Source organism: Acinetobacter sp. 'aerobic (ED)', from assembly GCF_904886855.1.
Taxonomy (GTDB): Bacteria; Pseudomonadota; Gammaproteobacteria; order Pseudomonadales; family Moraxellaceae; genus Acinetobacter; species Acinetobacter courvalinii.
The window spans coordinates 114,832-128,250 of the sequence record NZ_CAJHGI010000007.1; the positions used below are offsets into that span (position 1 = coordinate 114,832).

14 protein-coding genes are annotated in these 13,419 nt (G+C 45.0%); 11 read left to right on the forward strand and 3 right to left on the reverse strand.

Features of this window, described 5'->3' with window-relative positions; all coding sequences use genetic code 11:
- Window positions 1-123 precede the first annotated feature (123 nt).
- Complete coding sequence (locus JO943_RS14440; protein WP_202741160.1) at window positions 124-1,836, reverse strand: electron transfer flavoprotein-ubiquinone oxidoreductase; 1,713 nt, start codon at window positions 1,834-1,836, stop codon at window positions 124-126.
- A 187-nt stretch (window positions 1,837-2,023) separates the two neighbouring features.
- On the opposite strand from JO943_RS14440, the gene JO943_RS14445 reads away from it, so the two are divergent.
- From JO943_RS14445 to JO943_RS14465, 5 genes are all read left to right on the forward strand, one after another.
- On the forward strand, window positions 2,024-2,647 hold the full coding sequence (locus tag JO943_RS14445) for a DUF1285 domain-containing protein (protein ID WP_202741161.1): 624 nt from the start codon (window positions 2,024-2,026) through the stop codon (window positions 2,645-2,647).
- Window positions 2,648-2,691: 44 nt separating this feature from the next.
- Window positions 2,692-3,579, forward strand: a complete 888-nt coding sequence (gene murI, locus JO943_RS14450; RefSeq protein WP_032870642.1) for a glutamate racemase — start codon at window positions 2,692-2,694, stop codon at window positions 3,577-3,579.
- Between the two features lie 94 nt (window positions 3,580-3,673).
- Window positions 3,674-4,702 (forward strand): DUF4062 domain-containing protein, encoded by a 1,029-nt coding sequence (locus JO943_RS14455; protein ID WP_005226528.1) that lies wholly within the window; start codon window positions 3,674-3,676, stop codon window positions 4,700-4,702.
- A gap of 70 nt (window positions 4,703-4,772) precedes the next feature.
- Window positions 4,773-5,789: a ferrochelatase gene (gene hemH, locus JO943_RS14460; RefSeq protein WP_199949786.1), complete on the forward strand. Its 1,017-nt coding sequence runs from the start codon at window positions 4,773-4,775 to the stop codon at window positions 5,787-5,789.
- 29 nt (window positions 5,790-5,818) lie between these two features.
- Window positions 5,819-6,463, forward strand: coding sequence for an MBL fold metallo-hydrolase (locus JO943_RS14465; protein WP_202741162.1), 645 nt, complete (start codon window positions 5,819-5,821; stop codon window positions 6,461-6,463).
- A 57-nt stretch (window positions 6,464-6,520) separates the two neighbouring features.
- On the opposite strand, the gene JO943_RS14470 is transcribed toward JO943_RS14465, so the two are convergent.
- Window positions 6,521-8,257 (reverse strand): hypothetical protein, encoded by a 1,737-nt coding sequence (locus JO943_RS14470; protein WP_202741163.1) that lies wholly within the window; start codon window positions 8,255-8,257, stop codon window positions 6,521-6,523.
- A gap of 426 nt (window positions 8,258-8,683) precedes the next feature.
- On the opposite strand from JO943_RS14470, the gene pqqA reads away from it, so the two are divergent.
- The 6 genes from pqqA (at window position 8,684) to JO943_RS14500 (ending at window position 13,005) form a co-directional block, all read left to right on the forward strand.
- Complete coding sequence (gene pqqA, locus JO943_RS14475; RefSeq protein ID WP_009514286.1) at window positions 8,684-8,758, forward strand: pyrroloquinoline quinone precursor peptide PqqA; 75 nt, start codon at window positions 8,684-8,686, stop codon at window positions 8,756-8,758.
- 73 nt (window positions 8,759-8,831) lie between these two features.
- Complete coding sequence (gene pqqB / locus JO943_RS14480; RefSeq protein ID WP_202741164.1) at window positions 8,832-9,743, forward strand: pyrroloquinoline quinone biosynthesis protein PqqB; 912 nt, start codon at window positions 8,832-8,834, stop codon at window positions 9,741-9,743.
- 8 nt (window positions 9,744-9,751) lie between these two features.
- Window positions 9,752-10,510 (forward strand): pyrroloquinoline-quinone synthase PqqC, encoded by a 759-nt coding sequence (gene pqqC, locus JO943_RS14485; protein WP_005226534.1) that lies wholly within the window; start codon window positions 9,752-9,754, stop codon window positions 10,508-10,510.
- The gene (gene pqqD / locus JO943_RS14490; RefSeq protein ID WP_032870654.1) at window positions 10,503-10,787 is read left to right on the forward strand and encodes a pyrroloquinoline quinone biosynthesis peptide chaperone PqqD; all 285 of its coding nucleotides are present in this window, start codon (window positions 10,503-10,505) and stop codon (window positions 10,785-10,787) included. Before pqqC ends, pqqD begins: the two co-directional genes overlap by 8 nt.
- Entirely contained in the window at window positions 10,784-11,947 is a 1,164-nt protein-coding gene (pqqE, locus tag JO943_RS14495; protein WP_202741165.1) for a pyrroloquinoline quinone biosynthesis protein PqqE, read from the forward strand. The genes pqqD and pqqE overlap by 4 nt, the downstream gene beginning before the upstream one ends.
- On the forward strand, window positions 11,944-13,005 hold the full coding sequence (locus JO943_RS14500; RefSeq protein WP_202741166.1) for a dipeptidase: 1,062 nt from the start codon (window positions 11,944-11,946) through the stop codon (window positions 13,003-13,005). The genes pqqE and JO943_RS14500 overlap by 4 nt, the downstream gene beginning before the upstream one ends.
- A gap of 18 nt (window positions 13,006-13,023) precedes the next feature.
- Here JO943_RS14500 and JO943_RS14505 read toward each other — a convergent pair whose 3' ends face one another.
- Window positions 13,024-13,215: a DNA gyrase inhibitor YacG gene (locus JO943_RS14505; protein ID WP_202741167.1), complete on the reverse strand. Its 192-nt coding sequence runs from the start codon at window positions 13,213-13,215 to the stop codon at window positions 13,024-13,026.
- Between the last annotated feature and the right edge of the window lie 204 nt (window positions 13,216-13,419).

Here is a 13,419-nt window from a genome sequence, read left to right on the forward strand (position 1 = left end):
TAAAAAAAATCCGAGTCTAAACTCGGATTTTTTGTTTTTGAATTACATATTTGGATATGAGAAGCGACTAAAGCTTCGCAAGGTGAGACCCACCAAGACAGCGTCTTAGTGGGTCGCAAGGAATTACATATTCGGATAGTTCGGACCACCGCCGCCTTCCGGCGTTACCCAAGTAATGTTCTGTGATGGATCTTTAATATCACAGGTCTTACAGTGAACACAGTTGGCTGCGTTGATCTGGAAGCGTTTAGAGCCGTCATCATTTTCCATGATTTCGTAAACACCCGCAGGGCAGTAGCGTTGCGCTGGCTCATCCCATTTTGGTAAGTTAACGTTCACTGGAATTGAAGGATCAGTCAATTTCAAATGGGCTGGCTGATTTTCCTCATGTACCGTATTAGATACGAAAACTGAAGATAAACGGTCAAAGGTAAGCTTGCCATCCGGTTTTGGATAGTTTGGCTTAAATGTTGATGCATCTACCGTTTTCAGTGCAGCAAAGTCTTGTTTAAGATCATGCAAGGTGAATGGCACTTTAAGGATGTTTTGATCGATAAAGTTAAACGCGCCACCAATCCACTGACCAAACTTGTGCATGGCAGGACCAAAGTTGCGTGAGTTATATAACTCTTCTTTTAACCAAGAATTGTTATATTTATCGGTATAAGAGGTGAGCTCTTTGTCGAAATGATCGTCGCCTTCAAGCACACGTGCAATCGCAAGATCGCCACCTTTGGCAACACCCGCAGCAATGGCTTCGAATACTGCTTCACCACACAACATACCTGACTTCATTGCAGTGTGTGAGCCTTTGATTTTTGAGAAGTTCAAGAAACCGGCATCATCACCAATCAAGCAACCGCCTGGGAAAGTGAGTTTAGGTAAAGCATTAAAGCCACCTTTTACAACAGCACGTGCACCGTAAGAGATACGTTTGCCGCCTTCAAGGAATTGCTTGATGGTTGGGTGGGTTTTCCAGCGTTGCATTTCCATGAATGGATACATGTGCGGATTTTCATAGGATAAATCCACGATCATGCCCAGAGTGACTTGGTTGTTTTCAGCGTGGTATAACCACCAGCCACCCGATGAACCGGTTTCAGACAATGGCCAGCCCGCACCGTGCATGACCAAGCCTGGCTTATGTTTAGCAGGGTCGATATCCCAGAGTTCTTTAATCCCGATACCGTAGTGTTGCGGATCAGCATCTTTATCAAGGTTATATTTTGCGATCAGGCGTTTACCGAGATGTCCGCGGCAGCCTTCAGCGAATAAGGTGTATTTGGCATGAAGTTCATAACCAGGCGTGAAATTATGCGTTGGCTCACCATTTTTGCCAATGCCCATATCACCTGTTTGAATGCCTTTTACGGTACCGTCTTCATGGTACAGAATCTCGGATGCAGCAAAGCCAGGGAAAATTGAAACTTCCAGCTCTTCTGCTTTCTGGCCTAACCAGCGCACGACATTACCGAGGGAAATCACATAGTTTCCTTCGTTGTGCATTGATTTTGGAACCATCCAATACGGCATTTTTTGTGCTTTGGTATCAGACAATAAGAAGTAGGTTTCATCACCCGTTACAGGAACATTGAGTGGCGCACCTTCTTCTTTCCAGTTTGGAAATAGTTCATTGATGGCACGTGGTTCAAGTACAGCACCTGAAAGGATATGCGCACCAACTTCAGAGCCTTTTTCAACAACACATACAGAAAGGTCAGGTAGGTTGTTTTCAATCGCTAATTGACGAATTTTAATCGCAGCAGATAAACCAGCAGGTCCTGCGCCTACGATCACTACGTCAAACTCCATCGCTTCACGTTCGATGTGTTCCATGTAGGACTCCTCATATTTTTAAGGGTGGCAACCGTAATATTGCGATTCGGCGCTGCCATGAGTGTTCTTAATTGCCAAACACAAATGATACTATTGTGCTTGCAAACGTTTGGGATAGTATAGTTTTAAACCTTGATCTCGCCAATTGGCTGAGCGGTCATATTTTCTCGTCAGCAAGGCATAAACTATGATAAATGAAAATGATTCTCCACAAAACTCTTTAGAAAATCAGGGAAAAGTCATGTTTTCTGATGATAAAAACTTAATGAACATTGCACAATACTTAAATGATGTACAGCAAAGTCACAAAAGGTCAATTCCGCCTTTAGAGCAGTGGCATCCAAAGCATTGTGGCAAAATGGATTTACGCATAAAAGCCAATGGCGAATGGTGGCACGAAGGTCAATTGATCAAACGTCAGGCTCTGCTGGATCTGTTCAGTAGGGTATTGTGGAAAGAAGACGGCAAATTCTACCTCAAAACCCCGGTGGAACAGATTGAAATCGAAGTTGAAGATGAACCATTACTGATCAATCAGGTGGATCAGGTCGAAATTGAAGGCAAGACCTACCTGCAATTGATAACACCTAATCAGGACGTGGTGATCGTGGATGAGCAGCATCCGATTTTTATGCGTGAATTTGCAGGTGAGTTACGGCCGTATGTGCATGTGCGTTTTGGCATGAATGCCTTGATCCAGCGGCAGAGTTTTTATCATCTCGTCAACTATGGGACTTTGTCTGAAAATGTACAGGGCGAAACGGTTTTGACGCTAAAAAGTGGTGATTTGGTCTTGCATTTGAGCACCTGAGGTTTAAGCTTAAACGAGTAAATAAACCAGTGTCCATGTGCAATATGACAGCCGTTCAATCCATGCCTCTTTTACTTGATCCCATGCCACATGCATCTGCTGATGCACCCATAGGGGTTTTTGACTCAGGTATTGGCGGATTATCGGTGGCACAAGAGATTGCCCGACATTTACCCAATGAACGCATTCTTTACTATGCCGATACAGCGCACGTGCCCTATGGCGCACGTTCAGATCAGGAAATCCGTCAACTGACGGCTCAGGCAATCGAATGGCTCTACCGTCAGGGCTGTAAAATTGCCGTGGTGGCATGCAATACTGCCTCTGCTTTTAGTCTGGATTATTTACGTGATCACTATGGAGAGCGCTTTCCGATCGTGGGACTGGTGCCTGCATTGAAGCCCGCCGTCATCCAAACACAATCCAAAGTGGTGGCTGTGCTGGCGACACCTGCAACCTTCCGTGGACAGCTAATTAAAGATGTGATGGCAAACTTTGCCCAGCCTGCGGGCGTCAAAGTGTTGACCGTGACCAGTCTGGAACTGGTGCCATTTGTTGAGGCTGGACAGCAGATGAGTCCGGCTTGTCTCGACGTACTAAAACAGATTTTGCAACCTGTAGTGGAACAGGGGGCTGACTTTCTGGTCTTGGGCTGTACTCATTATCCTTTCCTGAAAGATGCGATTCGTCAGGTTTTTGCTGAAAAATTAAAATTAATTGATTCTGGACAGGCAGTTGCGCGACAAACTGCCTATCTTTTAATTAAAAATGGGTTATTATGTGACAAATTGCGTCATAACATTACCCGTATTCAATGTTATGTCAGTGGTAACAATGCGCGAGAACTGCAACCGGTTCTTCAGCACCTTATACCAGAACAATTAACATGGAAGATTCAAAATCTGGCCGAGATTGAGATAGGAAATCACTAAATCGAGCCATATTGATATATTTATTGGGGTTAGTTGTTAATAAAAATCAAGACAAATACTTGATATTATTGATCAATGAATTGGGGCCTGGCCTATGCAAGATACTCGTTATCAAGTCTTTATTTCTACCTCTGGCAATGAAATGCAGCCAGAGCGAGCGGTTCTGGCACAAACATTAGTTGGAATGGGATTTCTGTCATGGGGGCTGGAACAGCGCACCCCGCTCAGTACCTCGATTGCCCGTCGGCAAATTGACGATTGTGATTATGTGGTGATTTTGCTGGGGAGCCAATATGGCGAGCAATCGGTTTCAGGTGTGGGCTATATGCATCTGGAATATATTTATGCCATGACCAAACAAAAGCCTGTGATTGTATTTATGCATGAAGACCCCGAGTCGCGTGATGTTAAATTGCATGATCACAAGCCAGAACTGAAAGAAAAATTCAAAGAATTTAGAAAACAGCTTCAACATGAAGTGGATCAGGTGTTTTGTTATCGTACCTTAAGAGATCTGGAGCTGGCGGTACGTTCCAGTATGCCGCAGATGCTCGAGCGTTACCCGGTGGTGGGTTGGGTACGTCCACAAAACACACAGGTATTGCGTGATGAAATTGACGCATTACGTGCCAAGGTGAAACAGCTGGAAACTGAACTGGGCAATCGTGAAGCAGACCCGCTGACCAATGTACCTAAAGTTTCCATGCATGAACTCTATTCATTTGAATACCGTATGCATGCTTATCAGGATGGTAACTTCAAGGAAGTCAAACCCCATCGCAAGATGACCTGGGCGCAATTGCTGAATGTGCTCGGCTCAGCCTTTGTGATTCCGACCCCGGAAGAATATTTTTCCAAGCGCATCAATGAATACCTGAATGAGACAGGCCTGGACGACGCCCGTCAGGAAATGCCAAGGGCGCATGCGGTATCTCGTGCCCAAGTCAATATTCGTGCCTTGCATGAAATCAAATTACAAATGCGTCAAAACGAATGGATTATGCCAACCGGGCGAGATGATCGACAGCGCATGTTGTGGCAGCTCACAGCAAAAGGACAAAAACTACTGGAAAGTAATATGCTGGATAGCAATCGGGTTTTCCAATTTAAAACCATGCACTAATCCAATTTATAAAACGTGACTAAAACTGCTAAAGTAATTGTATGAACTCAATAAAAAGCGGATGCGGTCTATGTTAGCGACACAAAAACCAAAAGTGACTGTGATTCTGGCCAATTTAGGCACGCCCGATGCAGCCACTGTGCCAGCAGTACGACGTTTCCTGAAACAGTTTTTATCTGATAGCCGTGTGATTGAGATCCCCAAATTATTATGGTGGATCATTCTACATCTCTTTGTTTTGACCTTCCGTCCAAAACGTGTGGCTGAAGCCTATGCTTCGGTCTGGTCCAATGATTCACCGATGCGTGAAATTGTGCTGGAACAAACCCTGCTGGTTAAACAGCGCCTGCAAGAAGAAAATCATCAGTTTGATCTGAAGGTTGTACCAGCCATGACTTATGGTCAACCAAGTATCCATGATGTGCTGGCGCAACTGGCAAAGGACCCACAAGAACATGTGATTTTATTGCCGTTATTCCCGCAATATTCAGCAACTTCGACAGCACCACTCTATGATGCCTTTGCCAGATGGATTCCACAGCAACGTCATTTACCCGGCCTGACTATAATCAAGGATTATTATCAACATCCTTTATTTATTCAGGCATTGGCAGATAGCGTGCTGCACTATCAGGGACAGCATGGCAAAGCTGAAAAACTGTTGATGTCCTTTCACGGGATTCCCCAACCGTATGCCGATAAAGGTGATCCCTATGCTGACCGCTGCCGAATCACAGCACGTCTGGTGGCAGAAGCCTTACATCTGAAAGAGGATGAATGGGCGATCAGCTTCCAGTCACGTTTCGGCAAGCAGGAATGGGTCAAGCCTTATACCGATCAATTGTTACAGCAATGGGGTGAGCAAAAAGTCCAATCGGTACAGGTGATTAGTCCAGCCTTTTCAGCAGATTGTCTGGAAACCTTAGAAGAGCTGGCCATGCAGAACAAGGAAATTTTCCAGCATGCGGGTGGTGGCGACTATGCCTATATTCCAGCCTTGAATGCGGATCAGGCCCATATAGATTTGCTTGCCGGTCTGGTTCAGGCTAATCTTGATGCACTTACCCATACCTTAGCCCATCGTTAAATCGACGCTTTATTTCGCCAGAGGTTGCTATGCTCCAAGTCAAAATTGTCCCCGTTACTGCATTTGCCCAAAACTGCTCAATCTTGTGGGACAGTGAAAGTAAAGAAGCGATTTTGATTGATGCGGGTGGTGATGCGGCGGTACTGAAAAAAGAAGTGGAAGCTTTGGATTTAAATGTGAAAGCGCTGTGGTTGACACACGGACATCTTGATCATGCCGGTGCAGTCGGCGAACTGGCTGAAACATGGCAGATTCCGGTGATTGGCCCGCATAAGGAAGACCAGTTCTGGCTGGACATGATTCAGGAAGTCTCAGCGCGTTATGGCTTTCCAATTCCACAGCCGGTCAAGGTGGATCAATGGTTGGAAGGCGGTGAAGTCTTAAAGCTGGGCGATGATGAGTTTGAAGTGCGTTTTGCCCCGGGCCATACTCCAGGCCATGTGATGTTCTATAACGCCAAACATGGCTTGTTGTGGACAGGTGACGTGTTGTTTAAAGGCTCGATTGGCCGGACCGATTTTCCAAAAGGCAATCACCAGCAGTTGCTGGATTCAATTCAGCGCGAATGCTTTAGCTTGCCGGATGAGACCCAGTTTATTTCAGGCCATGGCCCCATCAGTACCATTGGTTATGAAAAGCAGTTTAATCCTTTTGTGGCCAGTAAAGCAGGCTAATCGAATGTTTTCGCTGGTGTATTGCAAATCGTAATACACAAGCTAATTTTCTTCGGGCTAAATGGTTTCTAGCCATTTCTGATTGGCCAGATTCAAATCAAAATTCAAGCTATTACAGATACTCTGCAAATCAAAAGAAGCTTTATCTTCTGGAATCTGGATCAGAATGGGCAAACGGGTAATGCCATTTTCTCCTGTCGGAAAAGCGTAATGGCGTTCTTTGTGGTTAATTGAAATCAGTGACTCAGACTCTAAGTAAACAATCAGGGCGGGAAAACGTCGCTGAATCCGTATAATTTCCTGATGGGCATCTTTTTTAATTTGTATCGTTTTCTGTTTTAGCTTGAGAATATTGTCTTTTATTTTCTGGGGTTTATTCATTAGCTTGCTCAGGAACGAAGCACTTTGTTTGAGCTGGCATTGATTTTCTTTTAATTCCGAAAAAGTATCTTTATATTCCTGTAAGGAGCTCAGGCTAATCTCCTTGAGAATATTGGTTGGCTCTAGCGCTTCGGCATGATGTTTTTTCCATTCCTCATAAGAAAAGACGGTGAAAACATCCGAATGCCGTTTCTGTAGTAAGGTGGCATATGATTTGAGTCGGGCAATAAACAGATTGACCTGCTGATTAAAGATCAGTGAAGGTTGTGACTGGAACTCGATAAAATGGCTGATCAGATCATCCAGCGTTTGTTTGACACCCAAATAGAGATAATTACATTCATCCAGATGATGGACGGAATGCTTCAGTGCTTCGGCAACGGGTTCAAGGATATTGCTATTGAGCTTCTGCTCAAAATCAATCAGCCGTTGTTCCACCAGCTTTTCCATAAATATGCCGTTGGGTTGCAAGGGTTCGCGCAGGAACGGGATCAGTGTTTTGCTGGTATAGAGTTCGATATTACGGACAATATCTGAAACATACTGGTTAACGGGCTTGTCAATGGTGATGATTCGGCTGATTTGCCACTCAAATTGTTGGTGATGGCTGATGTCTTCGATTTTATCCAAATGCAGAATGGCTGAATTGACGTAAATATTGTCGCAGCCTTCAAATTTTTCTTCTTGTAAGAAACGGCGAATGGAAAAGGTATTGTGCATGCCATCCTTGCTGGGCGCCAAAGCAAAAATATATTTCGAGGTTTTAACGATATCCAGTTGTCTGGATTTTTGTTGTTTATAAAGAAAATATTTCAGGATATGCGGTTTTTCTGCCCTGAGTTGATGCGAACGCAACAGGTTAAAAGAATATTTTAATAACTGTTGTTTTAGAAAGACTTCGGTCATAAAGGTTTTGATGATGTCGCTATCAATATGCCTTTGATTATCCGGCAGGTCGATCTTTTCTTTTGCCAGAATAATCTGGGCGGCTGCATAGATAAACTCTTTTAGAATCAGTTTCTTTTGCTCTTGCAGATCAAAGTCGTCTTCGGTTTCAATGGCATGAATCTGGGCCAGAATATTTTCCAGATAATCTGCCATTTCATAAGCATGCTGATAGCTTTTTAGTTTCTCTAGCGAAACTGCAATTTTTTTCACCAAAATTTTGATAGGTGCAATATAAATTTTCTCGCTCAGCACATCGAAGTCATGTTTGGCCAGATAGGAGAAGCTGTTGTCTTTACGATTCCAGTGAATTTTTTTGAGTTGCAGCACTTGCTGGGCAATTTTTTCACAATGTTCAGGCGCGTGTTCTGAAAAAAGTGTGATCAGTGCCTTTTGCCAGTGAGCATCCAGATTCGGATCAATCTGTGTCGCCAAGAGCTTGAGCTGATAAGGAATATCATTATTCATTTTTACGTCCTGGTAAATTTAGATCTTTTTATTCAACAAGCTGATTCCAAACAAATAAGTGCGAAAATGGATCAGAACAATGTATAGGTTTTAATGTGTAGTTTGGTGTTGTTATTCAATCCTACAGTTCTAGCTAGATTTGCATAAGGTCATGAAAAAGTAAATTACTGTGATGTAAGTCATATATCTAAAATGTGTAAATTTTTATTAAGCATCGGCTTTGGTGCAGATGAGGTTAAAACAGCGTCGCTTCTTTCAAATGTGTATTACTGAAATTTAGACAAAACTCACAATTATCGAACAATATCTTGGTTGGGATAGGTCTACAAAGTGATTATTTTTATTTAGAATCAAGTGTGAAACGCTTTATTGATGTTGAATTAACTGCTTAATTTCACCTGATGAAAACCAATTGGAGACGATGTCATGCAATGGACTAAACCTGCTTTTACCGATGTACGTATTGGTTTTGAAGTGACCATGTACTTTGAAGTACGTTAATCATTCCGATTCAAATTCAAGCTAAGCCCTAGTTATGTCTAGGGCTTATCTTTTTCTAACAAGAAATTAACTTATGTATATTCATGTTCTAGGTTCAGCTGCGGGTGGGGGATTTCCGCAGTGGAATTGTAATTGTCCAAACTGTCATGGCGTACGTAACGGTACCATACAGGCCAAGGCGCGGACTCAATCCTCAATCGCGGTTTCCGAGAATGGCATCGATTGGGTATTGCTGAATGCCTCGCCCGATATCCGCCAGCAATTATTTGATTTCAAGGCGGCTCAGCCAGCGCGTAAGTTGCGTGATACCGGTATTCGTGATGTGATCCTGATGGACAGTCAGCTGGATCACACCACCGGACTGCTGACGTTACGTGAAGGCTGTCCAATCAAGGTTTGGTGTACCGAGATGGTCTATCAGGACCTGACCACAGGTTTCCCGGTATTTAATATGTTGAAGCACTGGAATGGCGGTCTGCAATATCAGCAAATCAATCCGAAACAGGCCTTTAAGATTACGGGTTTTCAACATCTGGAATTTATGCCACTGATTATTCAAAGTGCGGCACCACCGTATTCTCCGCATCGTCATGATCCGCATGACGGTGACAATATTGCGCTGATCATTCGCGACCATCAAACGCAAAAACAATTGTTCTATGCCCCTGGACTTGGCAAGATTGATGAGCAGGTCATGCAGATCATGCGCGATTCAGATTGTGTCATGATTGATGGTACGCTGTGGACAGATGATGAGATGCAGCAGACGGGTGTCGGCAGCAAAACCGGTCGTGAGATGGGACATTTATATATTAGTGGCGAGGGTGGTTCATTGTCTTATCTGAATCAGCTCAGCCGTCCTAAAAAAGTGCTGATTCATATCAACAATACCAACCCGATTTTAGATGAAAACTCGGCTCAATGTGCTGAACTCAAGGCCCACGGTGTGGAAGTGGCTTTTGACGGCATGCAGATTGAACTTTGAGGTAAATAATGATGCCCACTGATGTATTAAGTGTTGAACAGTTTAAGCAGGCCATTCTGGATAAAGGACAGTACTATCATATTTATCATCCTTTTCATGTGATGATGTATGAGGGTAAAGCGACCCAGCAACAAATTCAGGCCTGGGTGGCCAACCGTTATTATTACCAAATCAATATTCCACTGAAAGATGCCGCGATCATGGCCAACTGTCCAGACCAGCGCGTGCGTCAGGAATGGATTCAGCGCATGCTGGATCAGGATGGCGAATATCCTGATGGCGGTGGACGCGAAGCATGGTTACGTTTGGCCGAAGCGGTTGGCCTGACCCGTGAACAGGTGATTTCAGAAGAGCTGGTGCTGCCAGGCGTACGTTTTGCCGTAGATGCCTATGTCAATTTTGCCCGCCGTGCCACATGGCGTGAAGCTGCCAGTAGTTCCCTGACCGAACTGTTTGCGCCACAGATTCACCAGTCCCGTCTTGACTCATGGCCACAGCATTATCCGTGGATCGATGATCAGGGCTATGACTATTTCCGTTCGCGCTTAAGTCAGGCACGTCGTGATGTGGAGCATGGTTTGAGTATTACCCTTGACTCGTTTACCACCTATGAACAGCAGCAGCGCATGCTGGAAATCCTGCAGTTCAAGCTGGATATTCTATGGAGTATTCTGGATGCACTGACTCTGGCCTATGTGCATCAGCAGGCGCCGTATCATACCGTGACCACACAACCAGTCTGGCATAAGGGGTTATTCCGTGAGTAATACAGCATTTGATTTAAACCTGATTCCGACTTGGCGACAAGGTTACCGCTTTCAGTTTGAGCCTGCACAAAATGCCTTCGTGATCTTATATCCAGAAGGCATGATCAAGCTGAATGACAGTGCAGGAGCAATTGGACAGCACATCGACGGACAACAAAGTGTGGCTGCCATTGTGGGGCTGCTGAAACAGCAGTTTGGTGACATTGCAGAAATCGAGCAGGATGTGGTCGATTATATGCAGGTTGCACAGCAACAATACTGGATTGATTTGCGATGACCGCAGGCGTTGGTTTACCGCTCTGGCTTTTGGCAGAGTTGACCTACCGTTGTCCCTTGCAATGCCCGTATTGTTCGAATCCGCTGGATTATGCCCAGCATAAAAATGAACTGAGCACGCAACAATGGTGTGATGTGTTTGATCAGGCACGGCAGATGGGCGCGGTGCAACTGGGTTTTTCTGGCGGTGAGCCACTGGTTCGGCAAGATCTGGAACAACTGGTTGCGCATGCGCATCAGCAAGGTTTTTATACCAATTTAATTACCTCGGGTATGGGTCTGAACGAGCAACGTATTGCCCAACTCAAACAGGCTGGTCTGGATCATATCCAGATCAGTTTCCAAGCCAGTGATCCTGTGGTGAATGATGCTTTGGCTGGCTCAAAACATGCCTTTGAACAGAAATATGAGATGTGCCGTCTGGTCAAGCAATATGACTATCCGATGGTGCTGAATTTCGTGATTCATCGGCATAATATCGACCAGATTGAACAGATTATTGAGCTGTGTCTGGAGCTGAATGCCGATACGGTTGAACTGGCGATCTGTCAGTTTTATGGCTGGGCTTTTTTAAACCGTCAGGGCTTATTACCGACGCAGGAACAGTTGACCCGTGCCGAACAGGTAACCAATGCCTATCGAGAAAAGCTGCGTCAACAGAATCATCCGTGTAAGTTGATCTTTGTAGTGCCTGATTATTATGAGGAGCGACCAAAAGCCTGCATGAATGGCTGGGGCAAAATCTTCTTTACCGTAACGCCTGATGGCACGGCATTGCCTTGTCATGCAGCACGTCAGCTCCCGATTGTATTTCCGAATGTGCGTGACCAATCTTTAGCGGAGATCTGGTACACATCCACGGGTTTTAACCATTTTCGTGGCGATGCATGGATGCCGGAAAGTTGCCGAAGTTGCCCAGACAAACAGCGCGACTTTGGCGGCTGCCGTTGTCAGGCTTATATGCTGACCGGTGATGCGGCCAATGCCGATCCGGTGTGTGGTAAATCTGAGTATCACTATCTGATTGAACAGGCGCGTAGCGAGAGTGAGCAGGCTGCATCTCTTGAACAACTGGTATTTCGCAATAGCAAAAATTCGAAACGTTTGGCGCTTCAGCAAAAAATTCCTGTGCAAAGCATTACGGGTGAATCTTCCTCATGATGCTTGGCCTGAATCATCACAATGTTGCAGTTTTCGATGGACATAATGATCTGCTGACACGTTTGTGGCTCAGCAATCAGGCGGACTCTGTACAGGCTTTTATCCATGAACAGTTGTCTGGACAACTGGATTTAAAGCGCTGCCAGCAAGCTGGCTTTGCAGGTGGCATGTTTGCGATTTTTCTTCCGCCATTTGCATATGTGAAACAGCATCATCCTGATAAATTATTTGATCACCATGCGGATGATTTTACCCAACCGCAAATTGAGCAGATTTGTCTGGCGCAACTCGAGCTGGCACAGCAGATGGTGCAAGCTTCCGAGCAGATTCGACTATGTACCTCAGTGCAACAGATACAGGATTGTCGGGCTCAAGGTCAGCTGGCGGTAGTGCTGCATATGGAAGGGGCAGAAGCCCTACAGGATAATCCAGACTTACTCGATATTTTTTATCAGGCTGGCCTACGGAGTGTGGGTCCTCTCTGGAACAGGGTCAGCCGATTTGGCCATGGCTTAAATGCGCGTTTCCCGCATTCGCCTGACACAGGTGCAGGCCTGACTCCTCAAGGCAAAGCATTGGTTAAACGCTGTGCTGACAAGAAAATGCTGGTGGATGTATCGCATATGAACGAACGAGCATTTTGGAACACGGCGGAAATTTTGCAGCAACCGATTATCGCCACCCATTCCAATGCACACGCTTTATGTCCCCAAGCGCGTAATCTCACTGATCCACAACTCAAGGCAATTGCTGAGACTGGGGGCATGGTCGGGGTCAATTTTGATGTGGCCTTTTTACGCGCTGACGGACAGCGCAATGCGGACACACCACTTACACTCATTCTCGATCATCTGGAATATATGATGGATCGTCTTGGGGAAGACCATATCGGTCTGGGTTCAGATTTTGATGGTGCCTTGATCAGTAGCGAACTGCAGGATGTGACGGGTTTGCCCCAGCTCATTGCCGCCATGCAACAGCGTCATTATTCTGCTGAACTCATTGAGAAAATTTGCTGGAACAACTGGCTCAAGGTCATGCACCGAATCTGGGCTTAGCGGCAAAGCAGAAGATGATTAATCTTCATAATCATCTTCATGGCGTTTGAGGTCTGCTTGCGGTGCATCTTGCGTCGGTAATTTATATTCATCACTGGCCCAAGCACCGAGATCAATCACCTTGCAACGTTCTGAGCAGAATGGACGAAATGCATTACCTTCCCAAGTGCTGGTTTCTCCACAACGCGGGCAGGGAAATGTATGTGGCATAGAAAATTCCTAAAACAAAGAGGGTTTGTTGACATTTCAACCATGCATTGCGTTATTAGCTAAAACGACATAAACAAGGCATGAAACGTAGACAATGGCGATTCCCTTGTCAAGTTTCATAACGAAGTTTAGGGAGGTTTTAGCCATAACCCTATGGGACAGGAGCATTTTTTGCTGCTACTGTGTTATGCCTTATTCATTTAG

Bases quoted from the DNA above. Each gene is read 5' to 3' on its own strand.
- JO943_RS14440 (WP_202741160.1), bottom strand. From the start codon at position 1,836: ATGGAACACATCGAACGTGAAGCGATGGAGTTTGACGTAGTGATCGTA.
- JO943_RS14445 (WP_202741161.1), top strand. From the start codon at position 2,024: ATGATAAATGAAAATGATTCTCCACAAAACTCTTTAGAAAATCAGGGA.
- murI (WP_032870642.1), top strand. From the start codon at position 2,692: ATGACAGCCGTTCAATCCATGCCTCTTTTACTTGATCCCATGCCACAT.
- JO943_RS14455 (WP_005226528.1), top strand. From the start codon at position 3,674: ATGCAAGATACTCGTTATCAAGTCTTTATTTCTACCTCTGGCAATGAA.
- hemH (WP_199949786.1), top strand. From the start codon at position 4,773: ATGTTAGCGACACAAAAACCAAAAGTGACTGTGATTCTGGCCAATTTA.
- JO943_RS14465 (WP_202741162.1), top strand. From the start codon at position 5,819: ATGCTCCAAGTCAAAATTGTCCCCGTTACTGCATTTGCCCAAAACTGC.
- JO943_RS14470 (WP_202741163.1), bottom strand. From the start codon at position 8,257: ATGAATAATGATATTCCTTATCAGCTCAAGCTCTTGGCGACACAGATT.
- pqqB (WP_202741164.1), top strand. From the start codon at position 8,832: ATGTATATTCATGTTCTAGGTTCAGCTGCGGGTGGGGGATTTCCGCAG.
- pqqC (WP_005226534.1), top strand. From the start codon at position 9,752: ATGATGCCCACTGATGTATTAAGTGTTGAACAGTTTAAGCAGGCCATT.
- pqqE (WP_202741165.1), top strand. From the start codon at position 10,784: ATGACCGCAGGCGTTGGTTTACCGCTCTGGCTTTTGGCAGAGTTGACC.
- JO943_RS14500 (WP_202741166.1), top strand. From the start codon at position 11,944: ATGATGCTTGGCCTGAATCATCACAATGTTGCAGTTTTCGATGGACAT.
- JO943_RS14505 (WP_202741167.1), bottom strand. From the start codon at position 13,215: ATGCCACATACATTTCCCTGCCCGCGTTGTGGAGAAACCAGCACTTGG.